Origin of the sequence: Corallococcus sp. AB032C (genome assembly GCF_003668935.1) — a bacterium.
Classification (GTDB): domain Bacteria; phylum Myxococcota; class Myxococcia; order Myxococcales; family Myxococcaceae; genus Corallococcus; species Corallococcus exiguus.
Genome location: NZ_RAWP01000008.1, coordinates 111,937 through 126,588 on the forward strand (window position 1 = coordinate 111,937; position 14,652 = coordinate 126,588).

Genomic DNA, 14,652 nt, shown 5'->3' on the forward strand with positions numbered 1-14,652 from the left:
CGGCGGCCAGGTGCAACGCCCTTCTGTGTCACGAACGCGATACAGGCTTCAGGGCACGCGTGGCCATGAAGGTGGGCATGAACGTGGAGAGCAGGTCCTTCCCCCCTTCGTAGTTGTCCTCGAACAGGTTCGTGAGCACGAAGCCCGCCTCCATCTGTCCGCCCAGCTGCTCCTCCAGCGAGTGGCCCACGACCATGGGCTCATCCTTGTCGGTGTAGCGGCGGCGCTCCTCGTGCGTGAGGCTGGTGAAGTCCGAGTACGGCATCGTGTACTTGAGCCGCATCACGCCCTTCTCCTCCTCCGCCGGGTCGAAGAGGTAGCGCACCGGGTTGCAGATGCCCGACAGGAGCACACCGCCCGGACGCAGCACACGGAAGGCCTCGCGCCACACCGAGAGAATCTCCTCCGCGAAGCAGTTGGAGCACGGGTGGAAGATGAGGTCGAAGCTCCCGTCGGCGAACGCGGACAGGTCGCGCATGTCGCCCTCCACGTACTGGAGCGTGAGACCCTCGCGCTCGGCAACCTTGCGGTCCTGCGCCAGCTGCGCGGGCGAGTTGTCGAACACGGTGACGTTCGCGCCCGCCGCCGCGAGCACCGGACACTGCTGGCCGCCCGCGCTCGCCAGGCCCAGCACGTCCTTGCCCTTCAGGTCCCCGAACCACGCGCGAGGCACGGGCTTCGTCGGGGTGAGCACCACGCTCCAGTCGCCCCGTCGCGCGGCGGCGATGACCTCCGGGGACACCGGCAACGTCCACCGGTTGCCGCGTCCCACCTCGCCGTTCCACGCCTCGCGGTTGTACGTCCGCACGTCCAGGTCAGTCTTCATGCAGCACCCGTCCTTCCATGCCCCCGGCCACGGTGACGACCTCGCCCGTCACGTGTCCGGAGATGCGATCCGACGCAAGCGTCACCACGACGCGCGCCACGTCCTCCGGCTGCCCCACCTTGCGCAACGGCATCGTCCGCGTGACGCGGCCGACGAACTTCGGGTCACCCAGCTTGTCGCGGTTGCGATCCACTTCCGTCCAGCCCGGGCACACCACGTTGACGCGGCCCATGGGCGCGATGCGGTGCAGTTCGTTCTTCAGGCTCTTCACGAAGCCCGCCGCCAGCGCGCCCTTCGCCGCCGCGTAGTCCGTGTGGCCCGCCTCACCGAAGAGGCCCGCCGTGGAGCTGATGATGACGATGGTGCCCGTGCCCGTGGTCTCCACGTGGCGCAGGAACGCGCGGCAGCTCAAGAACACGCTGTCCAGGTTCTGCGCCAGCGTGCGCCGCCAGCGCTCCAGCGACATCCGCCACAGCGGCTCATCGGGCGCGGGATACACACCGGTGTTGCACACCAGCACGTCCAGCCGGCCCAGGTCCTTCACCGCCTGGGGCACCAGCGCGTCCACGTCCGCCTCCACCGTGAGGTCCGCGCGCACGGCCGCGCCGCCCACCTCGCGCGCGAGCGCCGCCGCCTTCTCCTGGCTGCGATGGTAGTGCACCGCGACCTTCGAGCCCTCGCCCGCGAACGCCCGCACCAGCGCGGAGCCGATGCCGCCCGCGCCGCCCGTCACCAGCACGCCCTTGCCCTGCAGTCCCGTGTCCATCGCTGCGCGACTCCTCGTGGGCTCCCGTCAGAGCGGGAGGAATGCGCGGCATGATGCCCGAGCCATCCGGCGCGGACAGCCGAGACGTATGGGCGGTGTCGGCGGGTACGCTGCGTGCCGGGCAGCGGGACGAAATGCGCGGAGGGAACCTGACAGCGACGCGCTACGGCGTGGACAGCCGCGAGCGGATGCCCGCGACGAGCAGGTCCAGCCCGAAGGCGAACCGGCGCTCGAAGTCGCGGTCCAGGATGGCGTCCACCGCACCAGCCGCGTGCGGATAGCGCGCAGAGGCGAGCTGACGCAGCGCCCCTTCCCGCTCCTTCGCTTCGGCGTCCTGCGCGGTGAAGCCCTGCTCCTCGATGGTGAAGCCGAGCACGTAGTCGAGCACGGTGAAGGCCGCCCAGCCCGCCGCTCGCGAGTCGAACCCCGCCCGTGTCAGCGCGCCGATGACCGTGTCGGAGACGCGCAGCGTGTGCTCGGACACCACGATGGTGCCGGCGTAGACGCGGGCGCCGTCCCGGTGGGCCAGGAACGCGCGCCGCAGCTCCTCCGCCACCGTGCGCACCACCGGCTCCCACGGCGACTCCGGCGTCAGCGTGCGCGCCACGTCCCGCACCAGCGTGTCCGCCATCGCGTCCAGCAGGGCCTGCTTGCCCGCGAAGTGCCAGTACAGCGACGGGGCCTGGATGGAGAGCGCCTTCGCCAGGACGCGCATCGTGAGGCCCTCCAGGCCGTGCTCGTCCAGCAGCGTCCACGCCGCCGCCACCACCTGCTCCCGCTGGATTCGCATGCCCGCGTTGACCCTCGCTGGCTTGACAATCTAACGCCGTTAGCTGATCCCTAACAACGTTAGCTTGACGCCTTCGGGCGGGAGGTCGGTCATGGCGGAGGTCCTCGATGTGGCGGTGGTGGGAGGAGGTCCCACCGGGCTGTGGCTCGCGTGCGAGCTGGCCCTGGCGGGCGTCCGGGTGGAGCTGTTCGAGCGGCGTGTGGAGGCCGTGCGCGAGTCCCGGGCGTTGACGCTGCATCCGCGCTCGCTGGAGGTGCTGGCGCTGCGAGGGCTGGAGGGCCGGTTCCTGGAGCGGGGACGGCCGCTGCCCACCGGCCACTTCGCGATGCTCGACACGCGCCTGGACTTCAGCGTCCTGGACACGCGCTTCCCCTACACGCTGTTCCTTCCGCAGGCGGTGACGGAGGCCCTGCTGGAAGAACGGGCGCGCGAGCTGGGCGTGTTCGTGCGGCGCGGCCACACGGTGGAGGCCCTGCGCCAGGACGACGAGGGCGTGGACCTGGAGGGCTCCACGGACGCGGGCACGTTCCGCATCCGCGCCCGCTTCGTGGTGGGCGCGGACGGAGCCCGGAGCGCGGTGCGGAGGCTTTCGGGCATCCCGTTCCCAGGGACGGACGTGACGCGCACGTCGGTGTTGGGCGACGTGACGTTGGGCGCGCCGCCGGCCCAGCCCGCCCTCGGCATCTCGAACGAGCGGGGCGGCGTGATGGTGGTGCCCATGTCGCCGGGCATCCACCGCATCGTGGTCAACGACCCGCTCAGGGAGAAGGCGCCGGTGCGCGAGCCTGTCACGCTGGAGGAGCTGCGGGAGAGCACGCTGCGCATCGCGGGCTCTGACTTCGGCATGCGCGAGCCCCGGTGGCTGTCCCGCTTCGGCAACGAGACGCGTCTCGCGGAGCGCTACCGCGAGGGGCGCGTGCTGCTCGCGGGCGACGCCGCGCACATTCACTTCCCGGCGGGAGGCCAGGGGCTCAACGTCGGTCTTCAGGACGCGATGAACCTGGGATGGAAGCTCGCGGCGGTGGTGAAGGATGGTGCGCCGGAGGCATTGCTCGACAGCTACTCGCGCGAGCGCCGTCCCGTGGGTGAAGCGCTGATCCACAACACGCTGGCGCAGACCGCGCTCATTGGCGCCACGCGGGAGACGCTGGCCCTGCGTGAGTTGCTGAGCGGCCTGCTCCGCGAGCCCCGGCTGAACCGCCAGCTCGCGGACAACATCGGCGCGCTCGACGTGGGCTACGCGCCGCTGGACGTGCCCGCGCCAGAGACACCCTCACCGCTGCTGTCCGAGTGGTGCGGCCGACGCCTGAGCGACGTGGAGCTCGGCACGGACGCGCGGCTCTACGCGGCGCTGCATCCGGGCCGATGGTTGCTGCTGGGTCTGGGCGAGGACGACGCACGCCCCCTGCCCCGCTGGGAACCCGGCTGGCCCTCCCAGGTGACGACACTGCGCGGTCGCCTGGGACGCGCGGACTTCGAAGGCGTGGGCGGCCTGCTGGTGCGCCCGGACGGCCATGTCGGCTGGGCCTGGGCCGCGTAAGCAGCCGGGAGGCCGCACCGCGTTCGAGCATCGCGGAGACGAAACACGAAGGCCCGGGGCGGGTCCGCTCCCGGGCCTCACGTGATGGCTCCGCGTGTGAAACCTCAGCCCAGGCGCAGCAGCTGCCGGGCCTGCTCGGGGGAGGCAATCTCACGGCCGGCGGCACGGGCCCGCTTCGCGGCCTCCGCCACCAGCTCGAAGTTGCCCTTCGCGAGCACGCCCTTGGACAGGTAGATGTTGTCCTCCAGGCCCACGCGCGCGTTGCCGCCGCGCTTCGCGGCCTCTTCCACGAACGGGAGCTGCTGGCGCCCCACGCCCGCCACCGTCCAGGAGCTCCCCTCCGGCAGCGAGGCGATCATGAAGTCCAGCACCTCCGGCCGCGCCTGCAGCGTGCCCGGCACGCCCAGCACGAAGTCGAAGTGCGCCGGCAACTCCACCAGCCCCTCCTTCGCCAGGTAGCGCGCCTCGTCGATCATCCCGACGTCGAAGCACTCCAGCTCCGGCTTGAGGCCAATGCTCTTGATGCGCTTCGCGATGTCGCGCACCAGCGGCCGGGGATTCCAGAACACCTCTTCCCCGAAGTTCACCGTGCCCGTGGTGAGCGTGGCCATGTCCGGCTTGTCCGCGCCCGTGAGCGTGAGCCCGCCGCACCGCTCGTCCACGCCCATGCCCACCGCGCCGCCCGTGGACACCTGGACGAGCACGTCCGTGCGCTTGCGGATGGCACGGATGGCCGCGCGGAACAGCTCCGCGTCCTGCGACGGCTTGCCCTCCGCCGTGCGCACGTGGATGTGCACCATCGCCGCGCCGGCCTCGCGGCACTTCGCCGCGTCCTCCGCGATCTCCTCCGCGGTGATGGGCAGGTACGGCGTCTGCTCGCGCGTCGTCTCCGCGCCCACCAGGGCGGCGGTGAGGACCATGGGCTTGCTCATCGCTTCACCCGCTGCTTGTCCTTCGGAACGACACAGGTGCCCGAAGCGCGGCACACCACCACCGCCTCCGGCAGCACGTCCGCCGCCGAGTCATTCACGTCCGTCCGGGGCTTGATGACCTTGCGAGCCTCGAAGCGCATCTTCCGCGACGTGTTGCCCTCGCTGATGATCTCGCCCTCCGCCTCGATGAAGTCGCCCGCGTACACCGGGGCCAGGAACTCCACGGAGTCGTAGGCGCGGAACAGCCCCTCGTCCCCATCCGAGCGGATGCACAGCTCCGTGGCCACGTCCCCGAACAGACCGAGCATCCGCGCTCCGTCCACCAGGTTGCCGCCGTAGTGCGCGTCGTGGCTGCCCATGCGCAGCCGCAGTACCGCCTTGGTGCCAGTGCTCACGTGGGTTCCCCCTGGTAGTGGGAGTCCGCGGACTCCGTGCCCTCTTTCTTCATCACCGCGTGCACGATGTAGTTCGCCACGTCGGACGGCTTGGTGCCCGCCCCGAAGCCCGCGTCGAAGCCCAGCTCCAGCGCCAGCTTGTGGTCCACGCGCGGCCCGCCCAGCAGCAGGAGCGTCTTGCCGTGGATGCCCGCCGCCTTCGCCGCGTCGATGAACTGGCGCGAGTTGTCCTTGTGCACGTCGCGCTGCGTGACGACCTGGGACACCAGGATGGCGTCCGCGTGCTTCGCGGTGGCCTTCTTGATCAGGTCCTCGTTGGGCACCTGGCTGCCCAGGTTGAACGCCTCGAAGCCGGGGTAGCGCTCCAGGCCGTAGTCGCCCGCGTAGCCCTTCATGTTCAGGATGGCGTCGATACCCACCGTGTGCGTGTCCGTGCCCGTGCACGCACCGAAGACGACGATGCGCCGGCGCACCTTCTCCTTGATGAGCGCGTTGAGGTCGTTGAACCCCATCTTGCGCACCACCACCTCCGGCACGTCGATCTCCGCGTAGTCCAGCGTCACGTTGGAGCGGGCGTAGACGACGAAGAACGTGTACTGGTCCGCCGCGCGCTCGGCGGCGGCCACCTTCACGTCCGTGAAGCCCATCTTCTTCGTGAACTGGGCGGCGGCCTCCTTGGCCTTCTCCGACAGCGGCACCGGCAGCGTGAACGACAGCTGCACCATGCCGTCGTCGCGACGGTCGCCGTAGGGGCGGATGATCTGCTTGCTCGGCTTCACCATCGAACTAGCCCTTCTTGCCCTTGGGCGGCGTGAACGACACGCTGGTGCCCACCTTCTCGGCCACCGCGGAGAAACGGTCCTTCTTGCCCTGCTCCATGTAGAAGACCACCGACCAGGTCGTCTTCCCGTTGCAGCCCACGTACGTCACGGTGTCCACGTTGCCGCTGCCGTCCGGCGCCGCGTCCGTGTCCATCTTCGTGGCCGCCGGCTGGCCGCCGACCTTCAGCATCGTCCAGCTGTCGCCGCCCATGTTCGCGAGGATCTTCGTGCGGCACAGCTCCGCCTTCATGCCCGCGGTCTGCACCGTGCCCACGTCCACCATGAAGTACGCGTCGCCAGAGGGCGCCAGGAACTTCTCCGAGCCGTCCACACTGGAGCGCGTCCACGCCGCCGGGGCCTTCAGCGCGATGTTCTTCACCGTGACGCTGCTCAACGCATCCGCGCTGCCGCCCGCGGCCACCATCACGGCAACAAAGGTACTCAGGATCATGACGCCTCCAGCATTTCCAGGAACGGATTGAAGTAATCCGGCGCCTTCTCCAGCACGCCGTCCAGGCCCTTGCCACCGGTCTCCTCGCGCTTCACGTCGCCGAAGCGCCCCTTGCCGATGGCCGCCACCATGCCCTCGGTGTGGCACTCGCGCAGCAGCTCCTCCGCCTTGGCGAAGACCTCCCGCGCGCGGTTGGCGATCTTCCCGTCCTCGCGAACGGTGAACTCCTCGTCGATGCCCCGCGCCGCGCGGTGGATGTACGACGCGGACTTGAGCGCCACGTACCGGTCCGCGAGCAGCGGCGTGTGCATGGCCTCCGTCATCATGCCCAACAGCTGGATGCCCTGCCGCGTCCAGATGGCCACCAGGTCCGCCATCACGTCGTACGCGTGGCTGAAGAAGATGTCCGTCTCCTTGTGCTTCGTGGGCGGCATGTACTTGAGCGGCGCGTCCGGGAAGCAGCGGCGCACCAGCATCGCCTGCGACAGCTCCAGCAGCAGCGTGTCGTCGCGGTACGGGTCGATTTCGTACGAGTGCCCGATGCCCAGCTGCCAGTCCTTGAGGCCCGCGCGCTTGGCGAAGCACTCGTTGATGAACTGGCTGGCGATGACGGTGTGGGCCGCGTCGTAGGCGTCCGCGGTGGTGATGTAGTTGTCCTCGCCGGTGTTGATGATGATGCCGGCCAGGGCGCAGATGCGGCGGCTGAAGTACTGGTCGATGAACGTCCGCCGCATGTTGATGTCGCGGAAGAGGATGCCGTACATCGCGTCGTTGAGGAGCATGTCCAGCCGCTCGTACGCCGCGCAGAAGGCGATCTCCGACATGCACAGGCCGGACGAGTAGTTGGTCAGCTGGATGTAGCGCTTGAGCTTGCGGCTCTCGTCATCCAGGGCCTCGCGCATCACGCGGAAGTTCTCCTGGGTGGCGTAGGTGCCGCCGTAGCCCTCCGTCGTCGCGCCGTGCGGCACGTAGTCCAGCAGCGACTGCGCCGTGGAGCGGATGACCGCGATGACGTCCGCGCCCGCCTGCGCCGCCGCGCGCGCCTGGTCCACGTCGTCGTAGATGTTGCCGGTGGCGACGATGACGTACTTGTGCGGCGCGGGCGACATGGGGAACTGCTCGCGCAGGGCGTTGCGCTGGGCGATGCGGGACTTCAGCTCCGCCATCGCCGCGCGAGCCTCCTCGCGCACGGCGTCCCGCAGGTTGGCCTCCATCTCTGGAGACAGCGCGCCCAGCTTGTCCGTGGGCAGCGCGGTGATGCGCTCCACGGCGTCCAGTGGACTGCTAGCGCCCAGCTGAAGCGCGCGGCCGTACCAGTACGCGGCGCCCCGGTTGAGCACTCCGGCGGACTGCAGCTTGTCCACCATGAGGTTGGCCAGGGGTACGCCACGCGTACCCGCGCCGGAAATGCCAAAGAAGCGCAAGACGGTGCGCTCATTGGAAACAGTGGTGTTGCGTTGGATGAGGTCGAAGATCGGATTGACGATCTCGTCCGCCAGCTTGCGCGCTTCGGCAATCCGCGCGTCGTCGATGAACGGGCCTGACATGCGCGCACCCTACCCGAGCCCCGCGCCCTTCTGCGCAAGAACACAGGCGCCCGCACCGCCAGCAAACGATGCCGCACCGCGCCTCTTGAATGGCGAGACGCATCACGCAGGAACCTTCTCACCGAAAGCTCGCTGCACGCCTGGACACCGACAGGGCGGTGACCAACGCCACCGCCATTTCGGTTGAATCACCGAAAAGCCGGTGATTGGACTGGAGCATCCAGGCTCAACCCATTGAATTCACAAGAACCCAGGGGTCGGCACGAGGCGTGCTTTAGAGGTGGCCCGGTTCCCCCGTAACCCAAGGAGTTCCCCTTGAACCGACGCTCGTTGATGCTCGCCGTCCTGCTGTCTGGAGCCCCCGTCCTCGCCGCCGGCAATCCTCCGCCCATCACCACCGACTCGGGCGCGCCGCTGGGCACGAACCAGAGCTCCAAGACGGCCGGCCCGCGGGGCGGCATCCTCCTGGAGGACTTCGCCCTCATCGAGAAGCTCGCGCGCTTCGACCGTGAGCGAATCCCGGAGCGCGTGGTGCACGCGCGCGGAGTGGGCGCCTACGGCTCCTTCGAGAGCTACGGCGACTTCTCCAACCTCACGCGCGCGTCCGTCTTCTCCCAGAAGGGCAAGAAGACGCCGATGTTCGTGCGCTTCTCCACGGTCATTCACCCCAGCGGTTCACCGGAGACGCTGCGGGATCCGCGCGGCTTCGCGCTGAAGTTCTTCACGGACGAGGGCAACTGGGACCTGGTCGGCAACAACCTGCCCATCTTCTTCATCCGTGACGCCATCAAGTTCCCGGACATGGTGCACTCGCTGAAGCCGTCCCCCATCACCAACCGGCAGGACCCGAACCGCTTCTTCGACTTCTTCAGTCACCAGCCAGAATCCACGCACATGCTCACCCAGCTCTATACGGAGCTGGGCATCCCGGCGAGCTACCGGCAGATGGACGGCAACGGCGTGCACGCGTTCAAGTTCGTCAACGCCAAGGGCCAGGTGAAGTACGTCAAGTTCAACTGGAAGTCGCAGCAGGGCGTGAAGGGCCTCACCGTGGAGGAGGCCACGAAGCTGGGCGGCGAGGACTTCCAGCACGCCACGCACGACCTCTACACGAACATCCAGGCCGGCAAGTTCCCCTCGTGGGAGCTGAGCGTGCAGGTGCTGGATCCCAAGGACCTGGATGGCTTCACGTTCGATCCGCTGGACGCCACCAAGGAGTGGCCCAAGGACAAGCTGCCGCCGGTGAAGCTGGGTAGGTTCACCCTCAACAAGATGCCGGACAACTTCTTCGAGGAGACGGAGCAGTCCGCCTTCTCCCCGGGCGTGATGCCGCCGGGCATCGAGCCGTCCGAGGACCGGCTGCTGCAGGGCCGCCTCTTCTCCTACGCGGACACGCAGCGCTACCGCCTGGGCGCCAACTACCTGTCGCTGCCGGTGAACCGCGCGCGCGCCGCGGTGGAGAACAACAGCCAGGCCGGCGCGATGAACAGCGGCAACACGAAGTCGGACGTGAACTACGAGCCCAGCGTCACGCGTGAGACGCAGGACACGCCCTCCGCCCTCTTCTCCAACGCGCCGCTCTCCGGCACCACGCAGCAGCGCCCCATCGCGAAGACGGACAACTTCGCGCAGGCGGGTGCCTTCTGGACGGCGCTCGACGCGGGCGGCAAGGAGCGGCTCATCCAGAACCTGGCCGGCGACCTGGGCCAGGTGCGCGACGCGAAGGTCAAGGCGCGCATGGTGGGCCACTTCTACGCGGCCAACGCGGACTACGGCACGCGCCTGGCCAAGGCCGTGAACGTGAAGCTGGACGACGCGAAGGCCACCATCGCCCCGCTCGCCACCACCGGCCAGCCGTGACCTGACGCACCGGGGCCGCCGGTGACGCCACGGCGGCCCCATCTCCCCTTCACGCTTCCTTCGCCGGAGACGCCCTCATGGTTCGCAAGCTGCTGCTCGGTTCGTTGGGTCTGGTGATGCTGGTGTGCACGGTGCTGACCGCCGCGTGGATGTCCCTGCGCGCTCCGGCGACGCCCGCCGGACGGCTGCTCGCCACCAGCGATGCGGAGCGCTACCTGCTCGCCGCCGCGCGCGAGGGCGAGACGGACATCGTCCAAGGGCTCGTCAAGGCCGGCACGCCCGTGGAGGCCCGCGACACGCGAGGCTTCTCCCCCCTCATCCTCGCCGCCTACCACGGCCACACCCGGACGGTGCAGGCGCTGCTCGACGCCGGGGCGGACGCGTGCGCGGGTGACAGCCGGGGCAACACGGCCCTCATGGGCGCAGCCTTCAAGGGCTACGCGGACGTGGTGAAGCTGCTCTCCGCCCAGACCTGCGCGGTGGACCAGACCAACCGGCTGGGCCAGACGGCCCTGATGTTCGCCGTCCTCTTCGGCCGCACGGAGGTAGCCGACCAGCTGCGCCACCAGGGAGCCTCCCCCGCGGTGCGCGACGCCAGCGGCCGCTCGGCCAACGACTGGGCCCGGACCCAGGTCCCCGACGCCCCCGTGGCGCCCGCCGGACCTACCGCCCAGGCGAGGTGAAGCAAGACACCCGCTGGCAGCCCCCACACCAGCCGTTCTCAGGAGACCGATTTCCCATCCGCTGAGGTTTCGTGATTCTCTGGAGGAATGGGATTAGTCGGTTTAATACACGAATTCCAATTCATACAAAATTGCCACATTTTTCCAGGTAGACTTGACTCCGACTGGGGGGTTGGCCGCATAACATCCCGCATCCTTCCAGGAGTGCCGGGATGAAAAGCCATCGGGCAATGCCAGTGCGTGGGTGGGTGGGGCTGGCCCTCGCGGTGATGTTGAGCGGTTGCGATTTTGGCGGGGGTCCAGACAAACCAGAGGCGCCGCTCACCCCCCCTGAAGCACCGAAGCAGGTGGTCGCGCAGGCCGGGGACGCGACCGCGTTGGTGACATGGACGGTGCCGCCCGGCGATGGCGGCAGCCCGCTGCTCTACTACGTGGTGCGCTGCGTCCCTGAGTGCGGCGGCGCGCTGGTGAAGGTGCCCGACACGCAGGCCACGGTGCTGGGGCTGAACAACGGCTTCACCTACGTCTTCAAGGTCGCCGCGGTGAACGCGATGGGCGAGGGCCAGGCCTCCGTGGAGACGGACCTGGTGACGCCGAAGGCGGGCATGAGCATCCCGAACCCCACGGTGCCGGGACAGCCGCGCTCGGTGGTGCCCACCGCGGGCAACGGCCAAGCGTACGTGAGCTGGCTCGCGCCCGCGAGCTACGGCGGCCGGCCGCTGTCGTACTTCAAGGTCATGGTGGAGCCGGGCAGCCGGGTGCAGCGAGTGGACGCGCCGTCGTCAGGCACGCTCATCGAGAACCTCGACAACGGAACGGCGTACACCTTCACCGTCTGCGCCGCCAACGAGATGGGGGAAGGCCCCTGCACGCGCCAGACGGCCCAGGTGACGCCGCGTCCGGGTGGCGCGCCCACCCACTGGGTGATGGGCTACTGGGTGGGCTACCAGCGCGACCTGTACCCGGTGGAGGCCGTGGACATGTCACTGCTCACGCACATCGTGGTGGGCCGCATCCGTCCGCGCATCGACGGCACGCTCTATACCGACTTCGACGTGGACCCCGTGCAGGGCCCGGCGATGGCCCGAGCGCTGGCGGTGCGGGCGCACGAGGCGGGCAAGAAGGCGCTGCTGATGCTGGGCGGCATGGGCGAGTACGACGGCTTCCGGGCCGCGACGGAGACGCTGGAGAAGCGCCGCAACTTCGTGCGCAACATCATCAACACCATGCACGAGCTGCAGTTCGACGGCGTGGACGTCGACTGGGAGCCCATCCTCCTGCCGCAGGACAGCGCGCCGCTGCTGGCGCTGCTGGACGACCTGCGCGCCGCGGACGAGAACATCATCATCACGGTGCCCATCGGCTGGGTGAACTCCAACTTCGCGCTGGGCAAGGTGGACGCGGAGTTCCACCGGCAGCTGGCCGCCCGCGTGGACCAGATGAACGTCATGGCCTACAAGATGAGCGGCCACTGGGGGCAGTGGCAGAGCTGGCACTCCAGCGCGCTCTTCGGTGAGAACCCCGGACACCCCAGCTCCGTCGCCAGCTCCGTGCAGGCGTTCCTGGACGCGGGCGTGCCTCCGCAGCGCATGGGCGTGGGCGTGGGCTTCTTCGGCACCTGCTGGAAGGGCATCACGGAGCCGGGCACCCCGCTGGACGGGCGCGACGACATCGCGGAGGAGCAGAGCGACAACGCGATGAGCTACGCCAACATCCAGGCGCTCTATTACAAGCCGGAGGCGTACCGCTGGGACGACGTCGCCAAGTCGCCCTACCTCTCCTTCCCCACCGCGTACGGCCCGCAGGCCTGCAACTACATCTCCTACGAGGACGTCGCGTCCGTGTCGGAGAAGGGCCGCTGGGCGCGGGAGAAGGGTCTGGGCGGCAGCATCATCTGGACCATCAACCAGGGCCACATGCCCAAGACCCTGGTGGGCGGCTCCAAGGATCCGCTGATGCAGGCCGTGCACACGGCCTTCCTCAAGCCCTAGACGTAGCGGGACTCGAAGAGCTGGCGCAGCGACGGTTCGGTGCGCAGCAGGTCCAGCGTGAGGGTGGCGTGGCCGGGCACGTAGCCATTGCCCACGAGCATGGTGACGTCCTTGCCCACGCCCTCCGCGCCCAGGGCCGCCGTGGTGAAGCTGGTGGCCATGGAGAAGAAGATGACCGTGCCGCCGTCCTTCACGGACAGCAGTGACGCCATCTCCGTGTTGCCCACGCTGGCGCAGTTGACGACCAGGTCGCAGAGCTGACCGTTGGTCGCCTTCGACACGGCCTCCATCACGTCCACGCCCTGGGTGGCGTCCACCTTCATGGCCTCGTCGCACAGGCCAATGGCGGACAGCGCGTCCAGTGCCTTCTGGGAGATGTCCAGCGCCAGCAGCTTGCCGCGGCTCTCCAGGCTGCGGCGGGCCTGCGCCAGGCACAGCGCACCGCTCTTGCCCGCGCCCAGCACCGCCACCGTCATGCCCGGGCGCACGTAGCGCGCCACCAGCGCGGGCGCGCCGCAGACATCCAGCGCCGCCAGGGACAGCGTGTCCGGCATGTCCGTGGGGAGCTTCGCGTAGATGCCGCTCGCGAAGAGCAGCGCATGGCCGCGGATGTCCACGCGGTCGATGTCCGCGTGCACTGCCTTCACCTCTTCGATGACGAGCGGCGTGAGCGTCAGGCTCACCAGCGTGGCGATGCGGTCGCCCGGCTTGAGCACGCCGTTGGCGGGGTGCTTCGGGCCCAGCTCCTTCACACGGCCAATGAGCATGCCGCCGGAGCCGGTGACGGGGTTCTGCATCTTGCCGCGCTCGAGGACGATGTCCTGGATGCGGGATGCGATGCGCGCGGGGTCGCCGCCCACGTCGTCCTTGATCTGCTTGAAGGACGCGGCGTCGATGTTGAGGCTCTCCACGTCGATGAGCAGCTCCGCCTCGCGGCACGGCAGCGAGGGGTCCAGCTTGCGAGCGCGCTGCGGCAGCACGCCCTTCTCCGCCACGACGCGCGACAGTCCGTAGGTATCCATGGCGTCCCCCTTATCAGTCCCGCGCCAGGAGCGGCACCAGCACGGACAGCGACCGCTCGAAGCGATACGAAACGCCCGAGTGTCCGTCCTCGAACTCCTCGTGCGCCACGTCCACGCCGCCGGCCTTCAGGTCGTCCGCCACCATGCGCGTGCCCCAGCGCAGGTTGAACTCATCGCGGGTACCGGCGTCCAGGTAGACCGTCTTCAGCTTGCGGAAGGAGTCCATGAACTTGGGCACGAAGCGCACGGGGTCGTGCACGAGCCACCGGTTCCACACGTCCAGGCGCAGCTTCGCGTTGTGCTGCTCGAAGGGCAGCTCCAGGTTGAGCGGCTCGCCCTTCTTCGGCGAGTACGCCGCCGCCATGGCCAGGATGTTGATGACCGGGAAGTCGTCGCCGCGCACCTTGGTGGCGACGGCGCGCTGGCGCAGCTCCGTCACCCACGCCTCCACGCCGCCGGCCTTCATCAGCGAGGTGGCGGCCTTGGGCAGGTCCGGCATGTACGAGTACTCGAAGTAGGAGTCCGGGGCGTGCGCGCCCAGCAGGGAGAAGACCTCCGGGTGGTAGCGGCCCATCACCAGCGCGCCGTAGCCGCCGGAGCTGTGGCCCGCCACCGCGCGGGACGCGGCCTTGGGCAGCGTGCGGAAGGTCTTGTCCACGAAGCCGACGATGTCCTTGACCAGGTAGTCGCGGTAGCGGCCGATGGCGTCGCTGTTCACCCACTGGCTGCCGCCCAGCTTCGTCCATGCGTCCGGGAAGACGCCGATGACGGGCGGGATGGCGCCCTGTTCGATGAGCGCGTCCAGGCGGTCCGGCACGGTGGGCGAGAACCCGGACACGTTGGTCCACGAGCCGCCGCCGTTGCCGAAGGCGTGCAGGAAGTAGACGACCGCGTAGCGCTGCGTGCCTTCCGCGTAGCCCGGCGGCAGGTACACGGTGAGCCGGCGGCGGGCCGGATCTCCCAGCGGGTTGTTCTCCAGCGCGGGGGAATGCACTTCACGCGTCTCGAGCACGCCCTTCATCGGTGCC

General features: G+C 69.0%; 14 protein-coding genes. 4 read left to right on the plus strand and 10 right to left on the minus strand.

The genetic code is table 11. From position 1 onward, the window contains the following. Positions 1 to 28 precede the first annotated feature (28 nt). From D7X99_RS05250 to D7X99_RS05260, 3 genes are all read right to left on the minus strand, one after another. Positions 29 to 826 carry a class I SAM-dependent methyltransferase gene (locus D7X99_RS05250; protein ID WP_121776758.1) on the minus strand — a complete coding sequence of 266 codons (798 nt, stop codon included), beginning with the start codon at positions 824 to 826 and terminating at the stop codon, positions 29 to 31. Continuing rightward, positions 816 to 1,592, minus strand: a complete 777-nt coding sequence (locus D7X99_RS05255) for an SDR family NAD(P)-dependent oxidoreductase (protein ID WP_121776759.1) — start codon at positions 1,590 to 1,592, stop codon at positions 816 to 818. The genes D7X99_RS05250 and D7X99_RS05255 overlap by 11 nt, the downstream gene beginning before the upstream one ends. A gap of 163 nt (positions 1,593 to 1,755) precedes the next feature. Then, positions 1,756 to 2,382 (minus strand): TetR/AcrR family transcriptional regulator C-terminal domain-containing protein, encoded by a 627-nt coding sequence (locus tag D7X99_RS05260; RefSeq protein WP_121776760.1) that lies wholly within the window; start codon positions 2,380 to 2,382, stop codon positions 1,756 to 1,758. A gap of 91 nt (positions 2,383 to 2,473) precedes the next feature. Between D7X99_RS05260 and D7X99_RS05265 the strand changes: the two genes are divergently transcribed. Next, positions 2,474 to 3,922: an FAD-dependent monooxygenase gene (locus tag D7X99_RS05265; RefSeq protein ID WP_121776761.1), complete on the plus strand. Its 1,449-nt coding sequence runs from the start codon at positions 2,474 to 2,476 to the stop codon at positions 3,920 to 3,922. Between the two features lie 104 nt (positions 3,923 to 4,026). On the opposite strand, the gene D7X99_RS05270 is transcribed toward D7X99_RS05265, so the two are convergent. The 5 genes from D7X99_RS05270 to D7X99_RS05290 are packed head-to-tail and all read right to left on the minus strand — an operon-like array spanning position 4,027 to position 8,068. Continuing rightward, positions 4,027 to 4,854, minus strand: coding sequence for a 3-keto-5-aminohexanoate cleavage protein (locus D7X99_RS05270; protein WP_120598006.1), 828 nt, complete (start codon positions 4,852 to 4,854; stop codon positions 4,027 to 4,029). Beyond that, positions 4,851 to 5,249 carry a hotdog fold domain-containing protein gene (locus D7X99_RS05275; RefSeq protein WP_199733715.1) on the minus strand — a complete coding sequence of 133 codons (399 nt, stop codon included), beginning with the start codon at positions 5,247 to 5,249 and terminating at the stop codon, positions 4,851 to 4,853. The genes D7X99_RS05270 and D7X99_RS05275 overlap by 4 nt, the downstream gene beginning before the upstream one ends. Next, on the minus strand, positions 5,246 to 6,031 hold the full coding sequence (locus D7X99_RS05280) for an OAM dimerization domain-containing protein (RefSeq protein ID WP_120574362.1): 786 nt from the start codon (positions 6,029 to 6,031) through the stop codon (positions 5,246 to 5,248). Before D7X99_RS05280 ends, D7X99_RS05275 begins: the two co-directional genes overlap by 4 nt. A 4-nt stretch (positions 6,032 to 6,035) precedes the next feature. After that, a complete protein-coding gene (locus tag D7X99_RS05285) occupies positions 6,036 to 6,521 on the minus strand; it encodes a hypothetical protein (RefSeq protein ID WP_121776762.1) in 486 nt (161 codons plus the stop codon). Further along, the gene (locus D7X99_RS05290) at positions 6,518 to 8,068 is read right to left on the minus strand and encodes a lysine 5,6-aminomutase subunit alpha (protein WP_120574364.1); all 1,551 of its coding nucleotides are present in this window, start codon (positions 8,066 to 8,068) and stop codon (positions 6,518 to 6,520) included. The genes D7X99_RS05285 and D7X99_RS05290 overlap by 4 nt, the downstream gene beginning before the upstream one ends. A 315-nt stretch (positions 8,069 to 8,383) precedes the next feature. Between D7X99_RS05290 and D7X99_RS05295 the strand changes: the two genes are divergently transcribed. From D7X99_RS05295 to D7X99_RS05305, 3 genes are all read left to right on the plus strand, one after another. Beyond that, a complete protein-coding gene (locus D7X99_RS05295) occupies positions 8,384 to 9,928 on the plus strand; it encodes a catalase (RefSeq protein WP_121776763.1) in 1,545 nt (514 codons plus the stop codon). 77 nt (positions 9,929 to 10,005) lie between these two features. After that, positions 10,006 to 10,611, plus strand: a complete 606-nt coding sequence (locus tag D7X99_RS05300; RefSeq protein ID WP_121776764.1) for an ankyrin repeat domain-containing protein — start codon at positions 10,006 to 10,008, stop codon at positions 10,609 to 10,611. A 212-nt stretch (positions 10,612 to 10,823) separates the two neighbouring features. Continuing rightward, on the plus strand, positions 10,824 to 12,602 hold the full coding sequence (locus tag D7X99_RS05305; protein WP_121776765.1) for a glycosyl hydrolase family 18 protein: 1,779 nt from the start codon (positions 10,824 to 10,826) through the stop codon (positions 12,600 to 12,602). Here D7X99_RS05305 and D7X99_RS05310 read toward each other — a convergent pair. Both D7X99_RS05310 and D7X99_RS05315 read right to left on the minus strand, forming a co-directional pair. Then, positions 12,599 to 13,624 carry an L-erythro-3,5-diaminohexanoate dehydrogenase gene (locus D7X99_RS05310; protein WP_121776766.1) on the minus strand — a complete coding sequence of 342 codons (1,026 nt, stop codon included), beginning with the start codon at positions 13,622 to 13,624 and terminating at the stop codon, positions 12,599 to 12,601. The genes D7X99_RS05305 and D7X99_RS05310 overlap by 4 nt on opposite strands. A 13-nt stretch (positions 13,625 to 13,637) precedes the next feature. Further along, entirely contained in the window at positions 13,638 to 14,645 is a 1,008-nt protein-coding gene (locus tag D7X99_RS05315) for an esterase family protein (protein ID WP_121776767.1), read from the minus strand. Between the last annotated feature and the right edge of the window lie 7 nt (positions 14,646 to 14,652).